This window comes from Pseudomonas sp. ADAK7 (assembly GCF_012935675.1).
Taxonomy (GTDB): Bacteria; Pseudomonadota; Gammaproteobacteria; order Pseudomonadales; family Pseudomonadaceae; genus Aquipseudomonas.
Genome location: NZ_CP052861.1, coordinates 6,086,014 through 6,101,960 on the forward strand (window position 1 = coordinate 6,086,014; position 15,947 = coordinate 6,101,960).

Here is a 15,947-nt window from a genome sequence, read left to right on the forward strand (position 1 = left end):
GGAGCGTGGGAACGATCAAACGATCAACGCAGATGAGTCGGGTTATTCGAGGTGTTCGGGTTTCACCGGATCACCGGATTTGACGTCGAGCTGCGCCCGCACATCTTCGAACATTTCGTCGTAGGTCTTGTGCATCGACGCGATGTTGGCTTCTTTGGGGAGGCCATATTTTTGTGCGATGTGCATGGCATGCCGGGCGAAGTCGAAAGCCTGGTCCTTGGGCAGGAAGAATTCTTCCGTCAGTTCTTTGCCCTCGATGCTGCCATGCATCTTGAACAGCATGCCTTGGCCTTCCTTGGGATCCTGGGTGACTTCATAGTCGATGCACAAGTTGTAGCTGTAATCGTCATCGTTCAGCGCGTGGCGCTCGATATGCAAGTGACCGGGCTCGAACGTAGCCATATTCATCTCTCCTTCGAAGGCATTGGAGAACGGCAGACCCCAGGCCTGCCGCCGAGTTTCTTTTTAGAGGTAAGTAATGCCAGGTGTGGCCGTGCTGATGCGGGTGCCGGCCTTGCCCTGGACGATGGCTTCGATGTCCGAGAGTGAACCGATGACCGCGACTTTGCCAGTATTGCGCGCGAACTCGCAGGCTGCCTGGACCTTCGGCCCCATGGAGCCGGCGGCGAAGCCGAGTTTTTCCATGTCGTCCGGGTGGGCCTGGGCGATGGCTTTCTGGGTCGGTTTGCCGAAATCGATGAAGGCCGCGCTGACGTCGGTGGCGATCACCAGCAGATCGCTTTCCAGCTGTTCGGCCAGCAGCGCCGAGCACAGGTCTTTGTCGATCACCGCTTCCACGCCTTCAAGCTTGCCGCTGGCGCCGTACAGGGTCGGGATGCCGCCACCGCCGGCACAAATGACGATGCTGCCTTTGTCCAGCAGCCACTTGATCGGGCGGATTTCAAAGATGCGTTTCGGCCGTGGGCTGGCCACTACACGGCGATATTTGTCGCCGTCCGGAGCAATCGCCCAGCCTTTTTCGGCGGCGAGTTTTTCGGCTTCGGCTTTCGAGTACACCGGGCCGATGGGTTTGGTCGGATTCTGGAACGCCGGGTCATTGGCATCGACCTCGACTTGCGTCAGCAGCGTGGCGAACGGCACTTCGAAGTCCAGCAGGTTGCCCAGTTCCTGTTCGATGATGTAGCCGATCATGCCTTCGGTTTCGGCACCGAGCACGTCCAGCGGGTAAGGCGAAACCGAGGTGTAGGCCGCCGCTTGCAACGACAGCAGGCCGACTTGCGGGCCATTGCCGTGGGCGATGACCAGTTGGTTGCCGGGGTAGACCTTGGCGATCTGTTCGGTGGCGACGCGGATGTTGGCGCGTTGATTGTCCGCGGTCATGGGTTCACCACGGCGGAGCAGGGCGTTACCGCCCAGGGCAACGACGATACGCATAATGCAGTCCTTTCAGAAAAGGGTACGAGCACGATGATCGTTCCCACGGTCCTCGTGGGAATGCCGCCCGGGACGCTCCGCGTCCCCTGTGACGCAGAGCGTCACTGGATGCATTCCCACGCAGAGCGTGGGAACGATCATCGTGAACAGGTGTTCAGCCTTTTAGATATCCGCCAACGCCGACACCAATATCGCCTTGATCGTGTGCATGCGGTTTTCCGCTTGCTCGAAGGCGATGTTGGCCGGCGATTCGAAGACTTCTTCTGTCACCTCAACGCCATTGGCCAGGTGCGGATAGCGCGCGGCGATGTCCTTGCCGACCTTGGTTTCGCTGTTATGGAACGCCGGCAGGCAGTGCATGAACTTCACGCGTGGGTTGCCCGAGGCTTTCATCATCTTGGTGTTGACCTGGTACGGCAGCAGTTGCTCGATGCGCTCGTCCCATGCTTCCACCGGTTCACCCATGGACACCCAGATATCGGTGTGGATGAAGTCCACGCCCTTGACTGCTTCTTTCGGGTCTTCGGTGATGGTAATGCGCGCGCCGCTTTCTTCGCCGAAGGCTTTGCACTGGGCGATGAAGTCCGCGTGTGGCCATAGCGCTTTCGGTGCGGCGATGCGCACGTCCATGCCCAGTTTCGCGCCGATCATCAGCAGCGAGTTGCCCATGTTGTAGCGCGCATCGCCGAGGTAGGCGTAGCTGATTTCATGCATCGGCTTGTCGCTGTGCTCACGCATGGTCAGCACGTCGGCGATCATTTGCGTCGGGTGGAATTCAGCGGTCAGGCCGTTGAACACCGGCACGCCGGCAAACTTGGCCAGCTCTTCGACGATTTCCTGTTCGAAGCCACGGTACTCGATGGCGTCGAACATCCGGCCCAGTACGCGGGCGGTGTCTTTCATGCTTTCTTTGTGGCCGATCTGCGACGACACCGGGTCGATGTAGGTGACGTGGGCACCCTGGTCGTGGGCCGCGACTTCGAAGGCGCAACGGGTGCGGGTCGAGGTTTTTTCGAAGATCAGCGCGATGTTCTTGCCTTGCAGGTGTGGACGCTCGGTGCCGGTGTATTTGGCGCGCTTGAGGTCACGGGACAGGTCGATCAGGTAATTGAGCTCGCGAGTGGTGTGGTGCATCAAGCTCAGCAAGCTGCGGTTGCGCATGTTAAAAGCCATTTTGGATCTCCTTGGGTTTCGGTTATCCGCCTGCTCCGCGCTTTATAAGCACGGAGCAGGGCATACGAATTAATAGTCGATGGGGTCGCGAATGATCGGGCAGGTCATGCAGTGGCCGCCGCCACGGCCGCGACCGAGTTCGCCGGCGCTGATGGTGATCACTTCCACGCCCGCTTTGCGCAGCAGAGTGTTGGTGTAGGTGTTGCGGTCGTAGCCGATCACCACGCCCGGTTCCAGTGCCACCACGTTGTTGCCGTCGTCCCATTGCTCGCGTTCGGCAGCGAAGCTGTTGCCGCCGGTTTCCACCACGCGCAGGGCCTTGAGATTCAGTGCAGCGGCCACGGTGTCGAGGAAGTTGGTTTCTTCGCGGCGGATGTCGATGCCGCCCGGTTTGCTCTCGTCAGGACGCAGGGTGAAGGCGACGATCTGGTTGACCACTTCCGGGAAGATGGTGACGAGGTCGCGGTCGCAGAAACTGAACACAGTGTCCAGGTGCATCGCGGCGCGGGACTTCGGCAGGCCGGCAACGATTACTCGTTCCACGGCTTTGTGTTTGAACAGGTTCAGCGCCAGTTGGCCGATGGCCTGTCGGGACGAGCGTTCGCCCATGCCGATCAAGACCACGCCGTTGCCGAGCGGCATCACGTCGCCGCCTTCGAGCGTGGCGTTGCCGTGTTCCTGATCCGGGTCGCCGTACCAGACCTGGAAGTCAGCGTTGGTGAACTCGGGGTGGAATTTGTAGATGGCGCTGGCCAGCAGGGTTTCCTGACGGCGCGCCGGCCAGTACATCGGGTTCAGAGTTACGCCACCGAAGATCCAGCAGGTGGTGTCGCGGGTGAACTGGGTGTTGGGCAGCGGCGGCAGAATGAAGCTGGAGTGGCCGAGGAAGTCGCGGAACATCTCGATGGTCTTGCCACCAAAACTGTTCGGCAGGTCATCGGCGGACACGCCGCCGATCAGGAACTCGGCGATCTTGCGCGGTTCCAGGCTGCGCAGCCACGAACCCACTTCATTGACCAGACCGAGGCCGACCGAGTTGGCGGTGATCTTGCGTTCCAGAATCCAGTCCAGCGCTTCGGGGATCGCGACGATGTCGGTCAGCAGGTTGTGCATTTCCAGCACGTCGACATTGCGTTCACGCATCTTGGTGACGAAATCGAAATGGTCACGCTTGGCCTGGGCGACCCACAGCACGTCGTCGAACAGCAGTTCGTCGCAGTTGTTCGGGGTCAGCCGCTGGTGGGCCAGGCCTGGGGAGCAAACCATGACTTTGCGCAGTTTGCCGGCTTCGGAATGTACGCCGTACTTCACTTTTTCCGTGGTCATTACAGTGATCCTCCAGATTGAAACAATCAGTTCTTACAGAGTCAGGAAGCCGTCATACAGCCCGTAGGCCGCCACCAGGGCGCCGACGACAACGGCGGCGAAAATCAGCTTCTCGACGTTGGTGAAAACCGGTTTGCCCACTTCGAGCTTGGCCTTGGCGAACAGGATCGCGCCGGGGGCATAGAGCAAAGCGGAGAGCAGCAGGTATTTGATGCCACCGGCGTACAGCAGCCAGACCGCGTAGATCACCGCAATGCCACCGATGATCAGGTCTTTCTTGCGTTCGGCCAGGGCCTTTTCATAGGTTTCGCCGCGCACCGCCAGCAGCAGCGCGTAGGCCGCCGACCACAGGTATGGCACCAGAATCATCGAGGTGGCGAGGTAGATCAGCGACAGGTAAGTGCTGGCGGAAAACAAGGTGATGATGAGGAATATCTGCACCATCGCGTTGGTCAGCCACAGGGCGTTGACCGGCACGTGGTTGGCGTTTTCCTTGCGCAGGAACGCCGGCATGGTGTGGTCCTTGGCGGCGGCGAACATGATCTCTGCACACAGCAGCACCCACGACAGCAACGCACCGAGCAGCGAGATAATCAGGCCGACACTGATCAGCACCGCGCCCCAGTGGCCGACCACATGTTCCAGCACCGCCGCCATCGACGGATTCTGCAACTTGGCCAATTCCGGTTGGGTCATGATCCCCAGGGACAACACGTTCACCAGCACCAGGAACAACAGCACGGTGATGAAACCGATCACGGTGGCTTTACCGACGTCGCTGCGTTTTTCCGCCCGGGCCGAAAAGATGCTCGCGCCTTCGATGCCGATGAACACCCAGACGGTGACCAGCATCATGTTGCGCACCTGGTTCATCACACTGCCCAGGGTGGTGTTTTGCGTGCCCCAGATGTCGGCGGTGAAGATGTCCAGTTTGAACGCGAAGACCGCGATCAACACAAACAGCAGCAGCGGCACGACCTTGGCGACGGTGGTCACCAGGTTGATGAACGCCGCTTCCTTGATCCCGCGCAATACCAGGAAGTGCACAGCCCAGAGCAGCGCCGACGCACCGATCACAGCCTCAACGGTGTTGCCTTCGCCGAAGACCGGGAAGAAATAACCGAGGGTACTGAACAGCAACACGAAGTAGCCGACGTTGCCCAGCCAGGCGCTGATCCAGTAACCCCAGGCCGACGAGAACCCCATGTAGTCGCCGAAACCGGCCTTGGCGTAGGCGTAGACCCCGCCATCCAGATTCGGCTTGCGGTTAGCCAGGGTTTGGAAGACGAAGGCGAGGGTCAGCATGCCGACGGCGGTAATCGCCCAACCGATCAGCACGGCGCCGACGTCGGCACTGGCGGCCATGTTTTGTGGCAAGGAAAAGATCCCGCCACCAATCATTGAACCGACAACCAACGCGACCAGTGCACCGAGTCTTAATTTTCCGGGGGTTTCAGACATTGCATGACTCCAATGCAGGAGAAGAGAGACAACAGACTAAATCTGTTAACTGTTCAATCAGCTGACATAGATCAGTGCATGGGCACATTCCATTGTTAATGAAAGACTTATGAACTTTTCACGTGCATAACGGTATTGCTGGAAAAGCCCGGTTCAGAGCCATCCGGCAGGCCGGGCAGGAATAACGCCTATCGCGTTGAGTTTTTGAAGCTAGTTCGTTTTCACGAATTAGCAACTTTTTGGTGTCTGTTTTCAGTACAGAATTGATTTATTAGGTGTGACGCATAAAACTGCTACACGCCGATGACCATAGATTGATCGGTTATAAATAAAAGACGTTAATAGGCGTCAATTATTAAACGTTATTGCGCTTTATCTATTGAGTTAAAACATCGAGACCAGCGGAGTTCCAGGAATGTCGCAACCGACACAAAAGCTGCGCCTGAGCGCGTTGATCGCCCTGGTGGTGGGGTCGATGATTGGTGGCGGGATCTTTTCGCTGCCGCAGAACATGGCGGCCCGGGCCGATGCCGGGGCGATCCTGATCGGTTGGGCGATCACCGCCGTGGGCATGCTGACCCTGGCGTTCGTGTTCCAGACCTTGGCCAACCGCAAGCCGGAACTGGATTCCGGGGTGTATGCCTACGCCAAGGCCGGGTTTGGTGACTACATGGGGTTTTCGTCGGCGTGGGGTTACTGGATCAGCGCGTGGATGGGCAGCGTTGGTTATTTCGTCTTGCTGTTCAGCACCCTCGGTTATTTTTTCCCGATCTTTGGCCAAGGCAACACGCCGATCGCCATTGGCTGTGCCTCGGTGTTGCTGTGGTCGGTGCACTTTCTGGTGATGCGCGGGATCAAAGAGGCGGCGTTCATCAATCAACTGACTGCCGTGGCCAAAATCGTGCCGCTGATTATGTTCATCGTCATCGCTGCCGTAGCGTTCAAGGCTGACATTTTCACCCGGGACATCTGGGGGCAGAGCAACCCGAGCTTCGGCGGGGTGATGGATCAGGTGCGCAACATGATGCTGGTGACGGTGTTCGTGTTTATCGGCATCGAAGGCGCCAGTGTTTATTCGGCTCGGGCCGAGAAGCGTGCGGATGTCGGCCGGGCGACGGTCATCGGTTTTCTCGGGGTGTTGGCGCTGCTGGTACTGGTTAACGTGTTGTCGCTGGGGATCATGAGCCAGCCGGAACTGGCCGCGTTGCAGAACCCGTCGCTGGCCTCGGTGCTGGAACATATCGTTGGTCCCTGGGGCGCGCTGCTGATCAGTGTCGGCCTGGCGATTTCCCTCGTGGGGGCGTTGTTATCCTGGGCGTTGCTGTGCGCCGAAATCCTGTTCGCCACGGCGAAAGACAAGACCATGCCGGCGTTCCTGACCAAGGAAAACGCCAACCATGTACCGATCAATGCGTTGTGGCTGACCAACGTGATGATCCAGATTTTCCTGTTGATCACGCTGGTCTCTGCCGGGACTTACACCAGCCTGATCTACCTCGCTTCGTCGATGATTCTGGTGCCCTACCTGTGGTCGGCGGCCTACGCTGTGTTGTTGAGCGGGCGCGGCGAAACCTACGAACACGCCTCGGCCGAGCGCACCAAAGATTTGCTGATTGGCGGCATCGCCCTGAGTTATGCGGTGTGGCTGTTGTATGCCGGCGGGGTCAAGTATTTGCTGTTGTCGGCGCTGCTTTACGCGCCAGGAGTGATCCTTTTCGCCAAGGCCAAACGCGAGCAGGGGCAGCCATTGTTTACCCCTGTCGAGAAGGGGATTTTCACCTGTGTCGTCGGCGGGGCGGGATTGGCGGCGTATGGGTTGTACAGCGGGTTGCTGGCGTTGTGAGGCTGCTGCTGGCGTATCAGCCGCCTTATGACTGGGCGGCGATGCTCGGGTTTTTGTCGGCGCGGGCGATTGCCGGGATGGAAACAGTGGTCGATGGCGTGTACTCGCGCAGCATCGGCCTGAACGGGTTGCACGGCACGTTTTCGATTAAACCGGCGGACGTCGATGCGCTGGAAGTGACGCTGGATTTTCCTGACTCGAGCGCCGTGCCCGAAATCGTGGCGCGGTTGCGGCGGATGTTTGATCTGGAGGCTGATCTGCCTTCGATTCATCGAAAGCTCGAAGTTGATCCGTTGATGGCGCGCTTGATTGCCGAACGTCCAGGACTGCGAGTGCCGGGGGCGTGGGATGGTCTGGAATTGGCCATTCGTGCGGTGTTGGGGCAGCAGATTACGGTGGTGGCGGCGATCAAGTTGGCGGGGAAACTGGTGGCGCAATACGGCGAGCCTTTACGTTCATCCCTGCCGGGGCTGACCCATGTGTTTCCAGAGGCGGCGGTGTTGGCGACGGCGGATCTGGCGACATTGGGCATGCCGAAAAGCCGAGGGCGGACGCTGTCGGGCGTGGCCCAGGCGTTGCTCGATGATCCGTGGTTGTTCGAGCCGGGTCGCGAGGGTGGCGTGGCGCGGTTGCTGGCGTTACATGGGATTGGCGACTGGACGGCGCAGTACATTGCGTTGCGGCAGTTGCGCGAGATGGATGGGTTTCCGTCCGGGGATGTCGGGTTAATCAATGCGTTGGCGGCGCTGGAAGGTGGACCGGTGACGGCGCGGCAGTTGTTGCAACGGGCGCAGGTGTGGCGGCCGTTTCGGGGGTATGCGGCGCAGGTGCTTTGGACATCGCTGAGTCGGGCTGACTGAGCGGGTGATCGTTCCCATGCTCTGCGTGGGAATGCCTCAAGGGACGCTCCGCGTTCCAATGGGACGCGGAGCGTCCCGGGCTGCATTCCCACGCGGAGCGTGGGAACGATCAGTCACCACCACTGCGCGCGATGGGAACCCAATTCAGCAGCCGGTAGTGTCCACTGCAACGGGGTCCCGGTGATTTTCAGCGGCACGTGCAACCGATGCGCCGGCCCCCAAGGCGTCTGCTCGACCAGCAGCCCCTGATCATTCTCATCCTCGGCCCGCAATGCTTCATCCGTCCCGGCGCCATGCTCAATCAACAACTTCGCCGTCCGCGCCAACGACAGCCGCGCCGATCCGCCCTGTCTCAACAACTTGATCGCGGCTGCCGCCATCAAATACCCGGTCGCGTGATCCAGCGCCTGCACCGGCAATGGCGTTGGCTTGTCCGTTTTCTTCCATTGCTGGCCAGCCTCGGCAATCCCGCTGCTCATCTGCACCAGACTGTCGAAACCCCGACGGTTCTGCCACGGGCCGCTCCAGCCATAGGCGTTGAGGCAGACATCGATCAGGCCGGGGGATAACGTCTGGCGCTCAGTCATACCGTAGCCCAAGCGCTCCAGTGCATCGGCGCGGTAACCGTGGAGCAGAATGTCGGCGTCCTTGAGCAGGCTTTCGAACACCGCGCGATCCGCTTTGTCATGCAAATCCAGGCGCGCGCAGCGTTTGCCGAGGGTGACTTCCGGCACCACGCCGGGTTCGTTCCAGGTCGGCGGATCGATGCGCAAGACATCGGCGCCGAGGCCGGCGAGGAAGCGGCTGGCAACCGGGCCGGCGAGGACGCGGGTCAAATCCAGCACCTTGATTCCGGCCAGTGGCCGCGCCACCGAGCCTTGCCACGGTTTGGCGTTGCCGTTGGTGCTGAACTGAATCAACGGCTCGGCATTCACCGCAATCCCCTGAGGATGAGCCTGCCATTGCGCCCAGGTGCGCATCTCGGCGGCGCAGCCACCGGCCTCGACCACGGCGTGTTCCAGATCGGTCTTGGCCCATTTCGCCACTTTACCGGCCATGGCTGCGCGGTCGGCACAGGCACCGAGCACGCTTTCAGCGGCGGCGCGGTGGTGCGGGGCGTTGGTGTGCAGGCGGATCCAGCCGTCCTTGGTCGCGTAGTCACCGGCGACCGGGTCCCACAATGGCGGCACGTTCCAGCCCACAGGGCGGATCGAGGTGGCGAACCAGAACGAGGCGAGGCGACGGTCGACTTCAAGGCCGGGCAAGCGACCGGAGTGCTGCTGCAGCAACTCGCTGACCGCCTGGCCGGCGACGGCAATGCTGGCACAGGCCAGGTCGGTGACGGCAAACGCCGAGGGCAGGGCGCCGCTCGACGTGAATGGGATCGGGGTGTGCGGCAAGCCGAGTGCGGCTTGAATGGACGTGAGTAAATCAGTCATCGAAGGCCCTCCGGAACGAGGGTTCGATCATAGATCAAAAATCTGCCAGGCCGGATGAATGATCGTTGAGTGATCGTTCCCACGCTCTGCGTGGGAATGCAGCCCGGGACGCTCCGCGTTCCAGAAGCGGACGCAGAGCGTCCATCGATGCATTACGCGGAGCGTGGGAACGATCAACGGTGCAGCTTTAGACGCGGAACTGATCCATCAATTTCATCTGGTGGGTCGCCAGTGCATTGAGTTGGCTGCTGATCTGCGCTGATTCGGTGGCTTGCCCGGTCAGGGTTTCGGTGACGGTACGAATCGCCGAGACGTTGCGGTTGACCTCTTCGGCCACGGCGCTTTGCTGTTCGGCGGCGCTGGCGATTTGCAGGTTCATGTCGCTGATCACCGTCACCGCATCGCTGATCTTGCCCAGAGCCTGGACGGCTTGCTGGATCTGCCCGGCGTTGCTATGGGCCTGGGACTGGCTCGAATGCATGGTCGCGACCACGCCGCGGGTGCCGGTCTGGATGCGTTCAATGACGATGCGGATTTCTTCCACCGAATCCTGGGTGCGCTTGGCCAGGTTGCGTACTTCATCGGCGACCACCGCAAAACCACGACCACTTTCCCCGGCGCGCGCCGCTTCAATCGCGGCGTTGAGGGCCAGCAGGTTGGTCTGTTCGGCGATGCTGCGGATCACTTCCAGCACCGAACCGATCTGCTCGCTGTTGACCGCCAAGGCTTCGACTTCGGTCACCGCTTTGCTGACTTCATCAGCCAGCAAATTAATATCCCGGGTGCTGCGCTCGATGATCTGCATGCCGTCACGGGCCGATTGGTCGGCACCCTTGGCGGCGTTCGCCGCGTTCGATGCGCTATTGGCGACGTCGTGGGCGGTCGCGCTCATTTCGTTGGACGCGGTGGCGACCTGGTCGATTTCGCGGAACTGCACCTGCATGCCTTCGCTGGTCTGGCGGGCGATTTCCGAAGATTGGTCGGCGGTGCCACGGGCGTCGGTGATGCTTTGTTTGATCTGGGCGATGGTCGGTTGCAGTTTGTCGAGGAAACGGTTGAACCAGCTCACCAGTTCACCGAGTTCGTCTTTCTTGCTGTAGTGCAGGCGTTGGGTCAGGTCGCCGTCGCCGCTGGCAATCGCCTTGAGCATGTCGGCGACGCTGTTGATCGGTCGGGTCACGCCGGACGCGGTGAGCCAGATTAGCAACAGACCGACCAGGCCGGCCGCAATCGCCACCAGCAAGGCCTTGATGGTGCCGCTTTGTTGCGCGTCATCCAGTACCGCTTGCAGCTTCACCGAGTCGGCCAGCAGCACGGATTTGGGCAGGTCGATCACCACGCCCCAGGCTTTCGAATCGCTGATCGGGCTGACCGGGTACACCGCGCGGATCAGGTCGCCTTGTTCGAGAATCTTTGGCGTGCCGCTGCCGAGCAATTGCAGGACTTCCTTGCCGTCGGCGCCCAGAGTGTCGCCGATGCTCTTACCGACTTTGCTGGCATCAACGCTGTAACCGGCGAGCACACCGCTGCCGGAGACAATCAGCATATGCCCGGCACTGTTGAACAGGTCGCGCTGGGAATCCACCGCTGCCGCTTGCAGCGCATCGAGGGCGATGTCCACGCCGACCACGCCGATGGCCTTGCCGTCCACCAGCAGCGGTACGGAAATGGTGGTCATCAGCATTTCCTTGCCGCCGACGGTGTCGGCGTACGGGTCCAGCAAGCACGTGCGCTTGTTGTCGCGAGGGCAGGTGTACCAGCTGTTGTAGGGGGTGCCGCTGAGGCTCAGGGTGGTTTTGGTCATGTCGTCTTCGACCATGATCGTGTTCAGCCCGGCTCCGCCTGCGCGGCTCCAGTAACTGGCGAAACGCCCGGATTCGTTGGACTGGCGCGCCGCGTCATTGGCGAACTCGCTGTCCTTGCCGTCCAGGCCGTTGGGCTCGAACGCCAGCCAGATCCCCAGCACCTTGCTGTTGCGCTCGAAGGCGGTTTTCAGGCTCTGGTTCAACTCTTCGCGCAGGGCGCCGGCGTCCAGCGAACGCTTGGCGGCCATGTTGCGCATGTCCTTGATCTGATCGGCCAGGGCCGTCACCACCAACAGGCTTTCACCGAAGGTCTTCTGCACCCGCACGGCTTGCTCGGCGGCTTTGGCCTGCAGCAGGTTTTGCACACTGGCGGTGAGCATTTTGCTGCTGGAGGCATTGACCAGTTCGTCATTCTGATTGGTCTGGTAGATGTTCATACCGACGATCAAGGCAACAACGCCAAGCAGGCACAGGCCAGAGAGGAGGACGATTTTCAGGCGGATGGACAGAGAGTCGAACATAGGGCGAGCTCGCAAATGGATGAGGTGTTGGCCAAGAGCCGGGAGTGCTCCCGCTCGCCAAGTCCATTCAGCGCCATTCAATGAACATCGGCGTGGGCCGGGCTTGCATGAATGGCTAGCCGACGAGCGGTAGCAGTTGACCGTTTGCGCAGGGAAATGCCCTGAAAAGGGCTGGAATTCAGGAGATTTGCGGCATCGATTCCGGCCGCGACCAGATCCACAGATTGCCCAGGCTCATCCCCGCAATCGCCAGGTAAATCGGCCAGCCATGTTCCAGCATCACCAGCATCAACCCCGCGCACAGCAGCATGCTGACGGTGGCGCTGACCTTGGCCCGACGGGCGATGATTTTGCCGTTGCGCCAGTTGCACAGGATCGGCCCGAACAGGCGGTGGTTTTCCAGCCAGGCGCTCAGACGCGGCGAACTCTTGGTTGCGGCCCAGGCGGCGAGGAGGATGAACTCGGTGGTCGGCAGACCGGGCACGACAATCGCGATCAGGCCGATGCCCAGGCTGACGTAGGCCAGCAGGCCGAACAGGAAGCGGGCGAGTTTGGAGGCGGCAGGGTGTTTGCGGGTCATAAGGTCGACATTTATACCTTGTAGGAGCGAGCGGTGCGGCGATCCGACTTGCCCGCGAAGGCGGTGTATCAGGCGCTATTGATGTCGACTGACACACCGCCTTCGCGGGCAAGTCGGATCGCCGCACCGCTCGCTCCTACAAGGGGTGTGTGATCAGGCGAGTTCCGGGGTGTAGGCCTGTTCCAGCAGTACGGTGAAGCGGTTGAACGCATCCACCGCGGCTTGCTCGATTTCAGCTTCTTCCTGCGCGCTGAATTCCAGCGAGTCCAGGGTTTTGACAAAGCTCTTCCAGCCTTCCGCGCGACCACCGGCCGGCTCACCCAGATGACGGGCTCCGAAGGTGTCGCTCAAACCCAGACCGACGGCGCGCTTGATCAGAAACGCCGCGCCGAGCTTCGAACCTTCGGAGACGAACAACCAACCCAATGCCGCCGCTTTGCTCGGGTTTTTCACCGCGCCAGCCACCGGTGCAGGGACTTCAGTGTCCAGATCCGCCAAGTCAGCCTTGGCTGCGTCAGCACGGCAGCGCGCCGGCAGGTCCGGAACGATGGTGGTCAGTTCAGCGTCGTTGTACAGCGACACCAGTTCCGACTGGAACAAATACTGCGCGACCACGAAACGGGCGAAGTTGGCCTGGGTTTCGAACGGCGCGTGGGCCTTGACCAGGGCGTCGAGCTTGGTGTGCGGCTCGTTGGTAATCTGGTTCAAACGTTGCGAACGCAGGGCTGGGCGTTGAGCGGTGTCCGGGGAGGTCATGAGAAGTCCTTGAGAAAAAAAGAGGCGCTTGGTAACGAGACGAACAAGAAGACGCCTGAGCGTAAAAAAACCTCACTGCAACCCATTAACAAATGCGTCGCGGTGAGGTGTTCAGGGTCAGATATCCCAGACCAGGTTGATCGCGAAGTTGCGACCCGGCTGGGTCAGGCGATCGAGGTTGGCCGGTTGCGTGACCGAGGCTTCGCCGACGCTGTCGTAGCCGCGCACGTCATCCCACTGCCAGTACTTCTTGTCGGTCAGGTTGTACAGGCCGGCGTTGACCGTCACGTCGTCGGTGACCTTGTAGAAACCGGCCAGGTCGAGCACGCCATAACCCGGGGTCTTGAACTGGGTGCTGGTGCCGTCCGGGGTCTTGAAGCTGGTGCTGTCGACGCGGTCCTTGCGCTTGACCAGGGTCCAGCTCAACAGCGCGCCGTAGTTGTCCTGGTCGTAACCGAGGCCGAAGACACCGGTCAGCGGGTTGATGCTGTTCAGCGGCTGGCCGCTGTCATCGTTGCGGCCATACAGGTACGACGCCGAGCCTTGGGTGTAGAGGCCGGTCGGCGCGCCGAAGGTGTCGAGGTTCAGGCGACCTTTCAGCTCCAGGCCCTTGATGGTGGCGTGCTTGATGTTGTTGCTCTGGAACGTGGTCTCGCTGTAGCCGGGAGTGATCGCATTCTCGTCGATGAAGTCGCGGTATTTGTTGTAGAACACCGCCACATCGAAACTGCCGGCCTCGAATTGGCCGCGCAGGCCGGTTTCATAGCTCTTGCTCTTTTCCGGTTCCAGATCCGGATTCGGCGCGACCTGATAACCACCGGCCAGGTTTTCGAAGCGACCATAAAGAGCCTTGGCGGTCGGCGTGCGGAAACCTTCGGCGTACTGGCCGTACCAGGTGTAGTTGTCGTTGAAGCTGTAGGTGGTGCCGAACTTCGGCGACAGACGATGCCAGGTCTTGGTCTTGTCGCTGACCACGCCGTTGCCGCTTTGGTCCGCAGTGGCCAGGAACTCGTCGGTGATGTGCGGCTTGAGCTGGGTGTAGTCGTAGCGCGCACCCGGCAGGAAGGTCCAGTTGCCCCAGCTGATCTGATCCTGGGCGAACAGGCTGTAGCTGTTGATGGTCGGGTCCGGGAAATCGCTGGCCGGTTTCAGGGTGTCGGCGGCGCTGGGCGCACCGATTACCCGGCAGGCGCCGGCCACGGTCAGGCAGGTGCCGCTGCCGGTGCGCAGGCCGGTGACTTTGTCCTGTTTGATGGTGGTGCCGTAAGTAACGGTGTGATCGGTATCCGCGATGGCGAAGGATTTGTCAGCCTGGGCATCGAACACCCATTGGCGATCCTTGTAGTTGGTGTTGCGTTCACGCAGCACGGTGCGCGATGGCGCGTAGATTTCTTCAGTGCTCTGGTCGGTCTTGGCGATCTGGTAGTTCAGCGACCACTTGATGTTGTCGGCCAAAACGCTGTCCAGACCGAAGCTGTGCTCCAGGCCGAAGCGTTCACGGCTGACCGTGTCGTTGCCGGTGCGGGATTTGTAGAAACCAAAACCGCGTCCAGCGTTGAACGGACCACCGACGGCGCTCAGTTGATTGGTGTCGCGGTCGTCTTTGTATTTCTCGTAGGTCAGGCCCAGGCGCGCGTCGTCGGCGTAGTTCCAGCCGAGCTTGGCCAGCACGTTGGTGGTGCGCACGTCCTCGGGGTTGGCCTCGGTGCGGTTCAGGCCAGTGCCGCCGGTTTCGCCGTAGGATTCGGTTTCATGACCATTGCGCTGGCTCAGGTGCAGCAAGCCGTCGAAATCGCCGGTGCGGCCGGCAACGGTGCCGGATGTCAGCCAGCTGTCGTCGGCCGAGCTGTAGCCGGTCTTCAGGCGCGCGCCAACGTCTTTGCCCGGCTTGATGATGTCGTCCGGGTCGAGGGTGTAGTAGCTGACGGCGCCGCCGATGGCGTTGCTGCCGTAGAGCACCGACGCCGGGCCACGGAGAATTTCGACGCGTTTGACGATTTCCGGGTCGACGTAATTGCGGTTGGTCTGGGCGTAGGGGCCGTTGAAGAAGCTGTCGGGCACTTGCACGCCGTCGACTTGAGTGAGGACGCGGTCGCCGTCGATGCCGCGGATGTTGTAGCCGGTGAGCCCGGCGCGCTGGCCGGCGCCACCCACGGAAACCCCCGGCTCGTAGCGCACCAGATCCTTGATGTTGTTGACGTTGTTGCGGTCCAGTTCTTCGCGGGTCTGGACGGTGACGGTGGCCGGGACGCTGTCGATGCTCTGTTCCTGGCGGGTGGCGCTGATCGTCACCTGTTGCAGGTTGAGGGCGCCGCTGCTGCTGCGTTTTTCCAGCACGATGTTGTTATTGCCCAGTTTGCGATAGCCGAGGTTGGTCCCCACCAACAGGCGATCCAGAGCTTTCTCCGGCGGCAAGGACCCGCGCACACCCGGCGAAGAGACGCCTTCAGCCAGTTCGGCCGGCAAACCGACCTGCCAACCGGTCACGGTAGTAAAGGCATTGAGTGCCGAGACCAGCGACTGCTGTGGAATGGCGAACGAGTAATCGCCCATGTTGCGGCTTGGCTGCTCGGCAGCGGTGGCCGCCATCAGCGGCGCGGCACCGGCCATCAGGATGGCGGCGGTCAGCAGCGACAACACGCGGGAAGGTGAAGAGGACTGGCGGGTATGGCGAGAGGACATCGATAGCGCTCCGTGTCGCACGAATCTTTATAGGTGCAGATCGGCATCTTTAGATGCGAATCAATTGCATTGGCTATAACGAGACGAACGAGCTTCAGCTATCGAG

Annotated in this window: 12 protein-coding genes and 1 pseudogene; 2 read left to right on the forward strand and 11 right to left on the reverse strand. The window is 60.9% G+C overall.

Annotation, left to right across the window (positions count from 1 at the left end; genetic code table 11):
- Nucleotides 1-42: 42 nt before the first annotated feature.
- From HKK53_RS27920 to arcD (HKK53_RS27940), 5 genes are all read right to left on the reverse strand, one after another.
- Nucleotides 43-402, reverse strand: coding sequence for a DUF5064 family protein (locus HKK53_RS27920; protein ID WP_169373422.1), 360 nt, complete (start codon nucleotides 400-402; stop codon nucleotides 43-45).
- Nucleotides 403-465: 63 nt separating this feature from the next.
- Nucleotides 466-1,395, reverse strand: coding sequence for a carbamate kinase (gene arcC, locus HKK53_RS27925; RefSeq protein ID WP_169373423.1), 930 nt, complete (start codon nucleotides 1,393-1,395; stop codon nucleotides 466-468).
- 162 nt (nucleotides 1,396-1,557) lie between these two features.
- On the reverse strand, nucleotides 1,558-2,568 hold the full coding sequence (locus HKK53_RS27930; RefSeq protein WP_169373424.1) for an ornithine carbamoyltransferase: 1,011 nt from the start codon (nucleotides 2,566-2,568) through the stop codon (nucleotides 1,558-1,560).
- A gap of 69 nt (nucleotides 2,569-2,637) precedes the next feature.
- The gene (gene arcA / locus HKK53_RS27935) at nucleotides 2,638-3,894 is read right to left on the reverse strand and encodes an arginine deiminase (protein ID WP_169373425.1); all 1,257 of its coding nucleotides are present in this window, start codon (nucleotides 3,892-3,894) and stop codon (nucleotides 2,638-2,640) included.
- 33 nt (nucleotides 3,895-3,927) lie between these two features.
- The gene (arcD, locus tag HKK53_RS27940) at nucleotides 3,928-5,355 is read right to left on the reverse strand and encodes an arginine-ornithine antiporter (protein ID WP_169373426.1); all 1,428 of its coding nucleotides are present in this window, start codon (nucleotides 5,353-5,355) and stop codon (nucleotides 3,928-3,930) included.
- Between the two features lie 415 nt (nucleotides 5,356-5,770).
- Here arcD (HKK53_RS27940) and arcD (HKK53_RS27945) point away from each other — a divergent pair, with 415 nt between their 5' ends.
- Together arcD (HKK53_RS27945) and HKK53_RS27950 are read left to right on the forward strand one after the other, a co-directional pair.
- A complete protein-coding gene (arcD, locus tag HKK53_RS27945; protein ID WP_169373427.1) occupies nucleotides 5,771-7,198 on the forward strand; it encodes an arginine-ornithine antiporter in 1,428 nt (475 codons plus the stop codon).
- Entirely contained in the window at nucleotides 7,195-8,058 is an 864-nt protein-coding gene (locus HKK53_RS27950; protein ID WP_169373428.1) for a DNA-3-methyladenine glycosylase family protein, read from the forward strand. Before arcD (HKK53_RS27945) ends, HKK53_RS27950 begins: the two co-directional genes overlap by 4 nt.
- A 113-nt stretch (nucleotides 8,059-8,171) precedes the next feature.
- On the opposite strand, the gene HKK53_RS27955 is transcribed toward HKK53_RS27950, so the two are convergent.
- From HKK53_RS27955 to HKK53_RS27975, 6 genes and pseudogenes are all read right to left on the reverse strand, one after another.
- A complete protein-coding gene (locus HKK53_RS27955; protein WP_169373429.1) occupies nucleotides 8,172-9,497 on the reverse strand; it encodes a CoA transferase in 1,326 nt (441 codons plus the stop codon).
- A 187-nt stretch (nucleotides 9,498-9,684) separates the two neighbouring features.
- Entirely contained in the window at nucleotides 9,685-10,440 is a 756-nt protein-coding gene (locus HKK53_RS33095) for a methyl-accepting chemotaxis protein (protein WP_427633023.1), read from the reverse strand.
- A gap of 102 nt (nucleotides 10,441-10,542) precedes the next feature.
- Nucleotides 10,543-11,823 (reverse strand): annotated as a pseudogene (locus HKK53_RS33100) (PDC sensor domain-containing protein); the annotation flags it as partial.
- A 178-nt stretch (nucleotides 11,824-12,001) separates the two neighbouring features.
- Nucleotides 12,002-12,403 carry a YbaN family protein gene (locus tag HKK53_RS27965; protein ID WP_169373431.1) on the reverse strand — a complete coding sequence of 134 codons (402 nt, stop codon included), beginning with the start codon at nucleotides 12,401-12,403 and terminating at the stop codon, nucleotides 12,002-12,004.
- Nucleotides 12,404-12,556: 153 nt separating this feature from the next.
- On the reverse strand, nucleotides 12,557-13,159 hold the full coding sequence (locus tag HKK53_RS27970; RefSeq protein WP_169373432.1) for a biliverdin-producing heme oxygenase: 603 nt from the start codon (nucleotides 13,157-13,159) through the stop codon (nucleotides 12,557-12,559).
- Nucleotides 13,160-13,276: 117 nt separating this feature from the next.
- Complete coding sequence (locus HKK53_RS27975) at nucleotides 13,277-15,841, reverse strand: TonB-dependent receptor (RefSeq protein WP_169373433.1); 2,565 nt, start codon at nucleotides 15,839-15,841, stop codon at nucleotides 13,277-13,279.
- Nucleotides 15,842-15,947: the final 106 nt, after the last annotated feature.

Excerpts from the sequence above, each read along its gene's own strand:
- HKK53_RS27920 (WP_169373422.1), bottom strand. The coding sequence starts at position 402 with ATGGCTACGTTCGAGCCCGGTCACTTGCATATCGAGCGCCACGCGCTG.
- arcC (WP_169373423.1), bottom strand. The coding sequence starts at position 1,395 with ATGCGTATCGTCGTTGCCCTGGGCGGTAACGCCCTGCTCCGCCGTGGT.
- HKK53_RS27930 (WP_169373424.1), bottom strand. The coding sequence starts at position 2,568 with ATGGCTTTTAACATGCGCAACCGCAGCTTGCTGAGCTTGATGCACCAC.
- arcA (WP_169373425.1), bottom strand. The coding sequence starts at position 3,894 with ATGACCACGGAAAAAGTGAAGTACGGCGTACATTCCGAAGCCGGCAAA.
- arcD (WP_169373426.1), bottom strand. The coding sequence starts at position 5,355 with ATGTCTGAAACCCCCGGAAAATTAAGACTCGGTGCACTGGTCGCGTTG.
- arcD (WP_169373427.1), top strand. The coding sequence starts at position 5,771 with ATGTCGCAACCGACACAAAAGCTGCGCCTGAGCGCGTTGATCGCCCTG.
- HKK53_RS27955 (WP_169373429.1), bottom strand. The coding sequence starts at position 9,497 with ATGACTGATTTACTCACGTCCATTCAAGCCGCACTCGGCTTGCCGCAC.
- HKK53_RS33095 (WP_427633023.1), bottom strand. The coding sequence starts at position 10,440 with ATGCAGGTGCAGTTCCGCGAAATCGACCAGGTCGCCACCGCGTCCAAC.
- HKK53_RS27965 (WP_169373431.1), bottom strand. The coding sequence starts at position 12,403 with ATGACCCGCAAACACCCTGCCGCCTCCAAACTCGCCCGCTTCCTGTTC.
- HKK53_RS27970 (WP_169373432.1), bottom strand. The coding sequence starts at position 13,159 with ATGACCTCCCCGGACACCGCTCAACGCCCAGCCCTGCGTTCGCAACGT.
- HKK53_RS27975 (WP_169373433.1), bottom strand. The coding sequence starts at position 15,841 with ATGTCCTCTCGCCATACCCGCCAGTCCTCTTCACCTTCCCGCGTGTTG.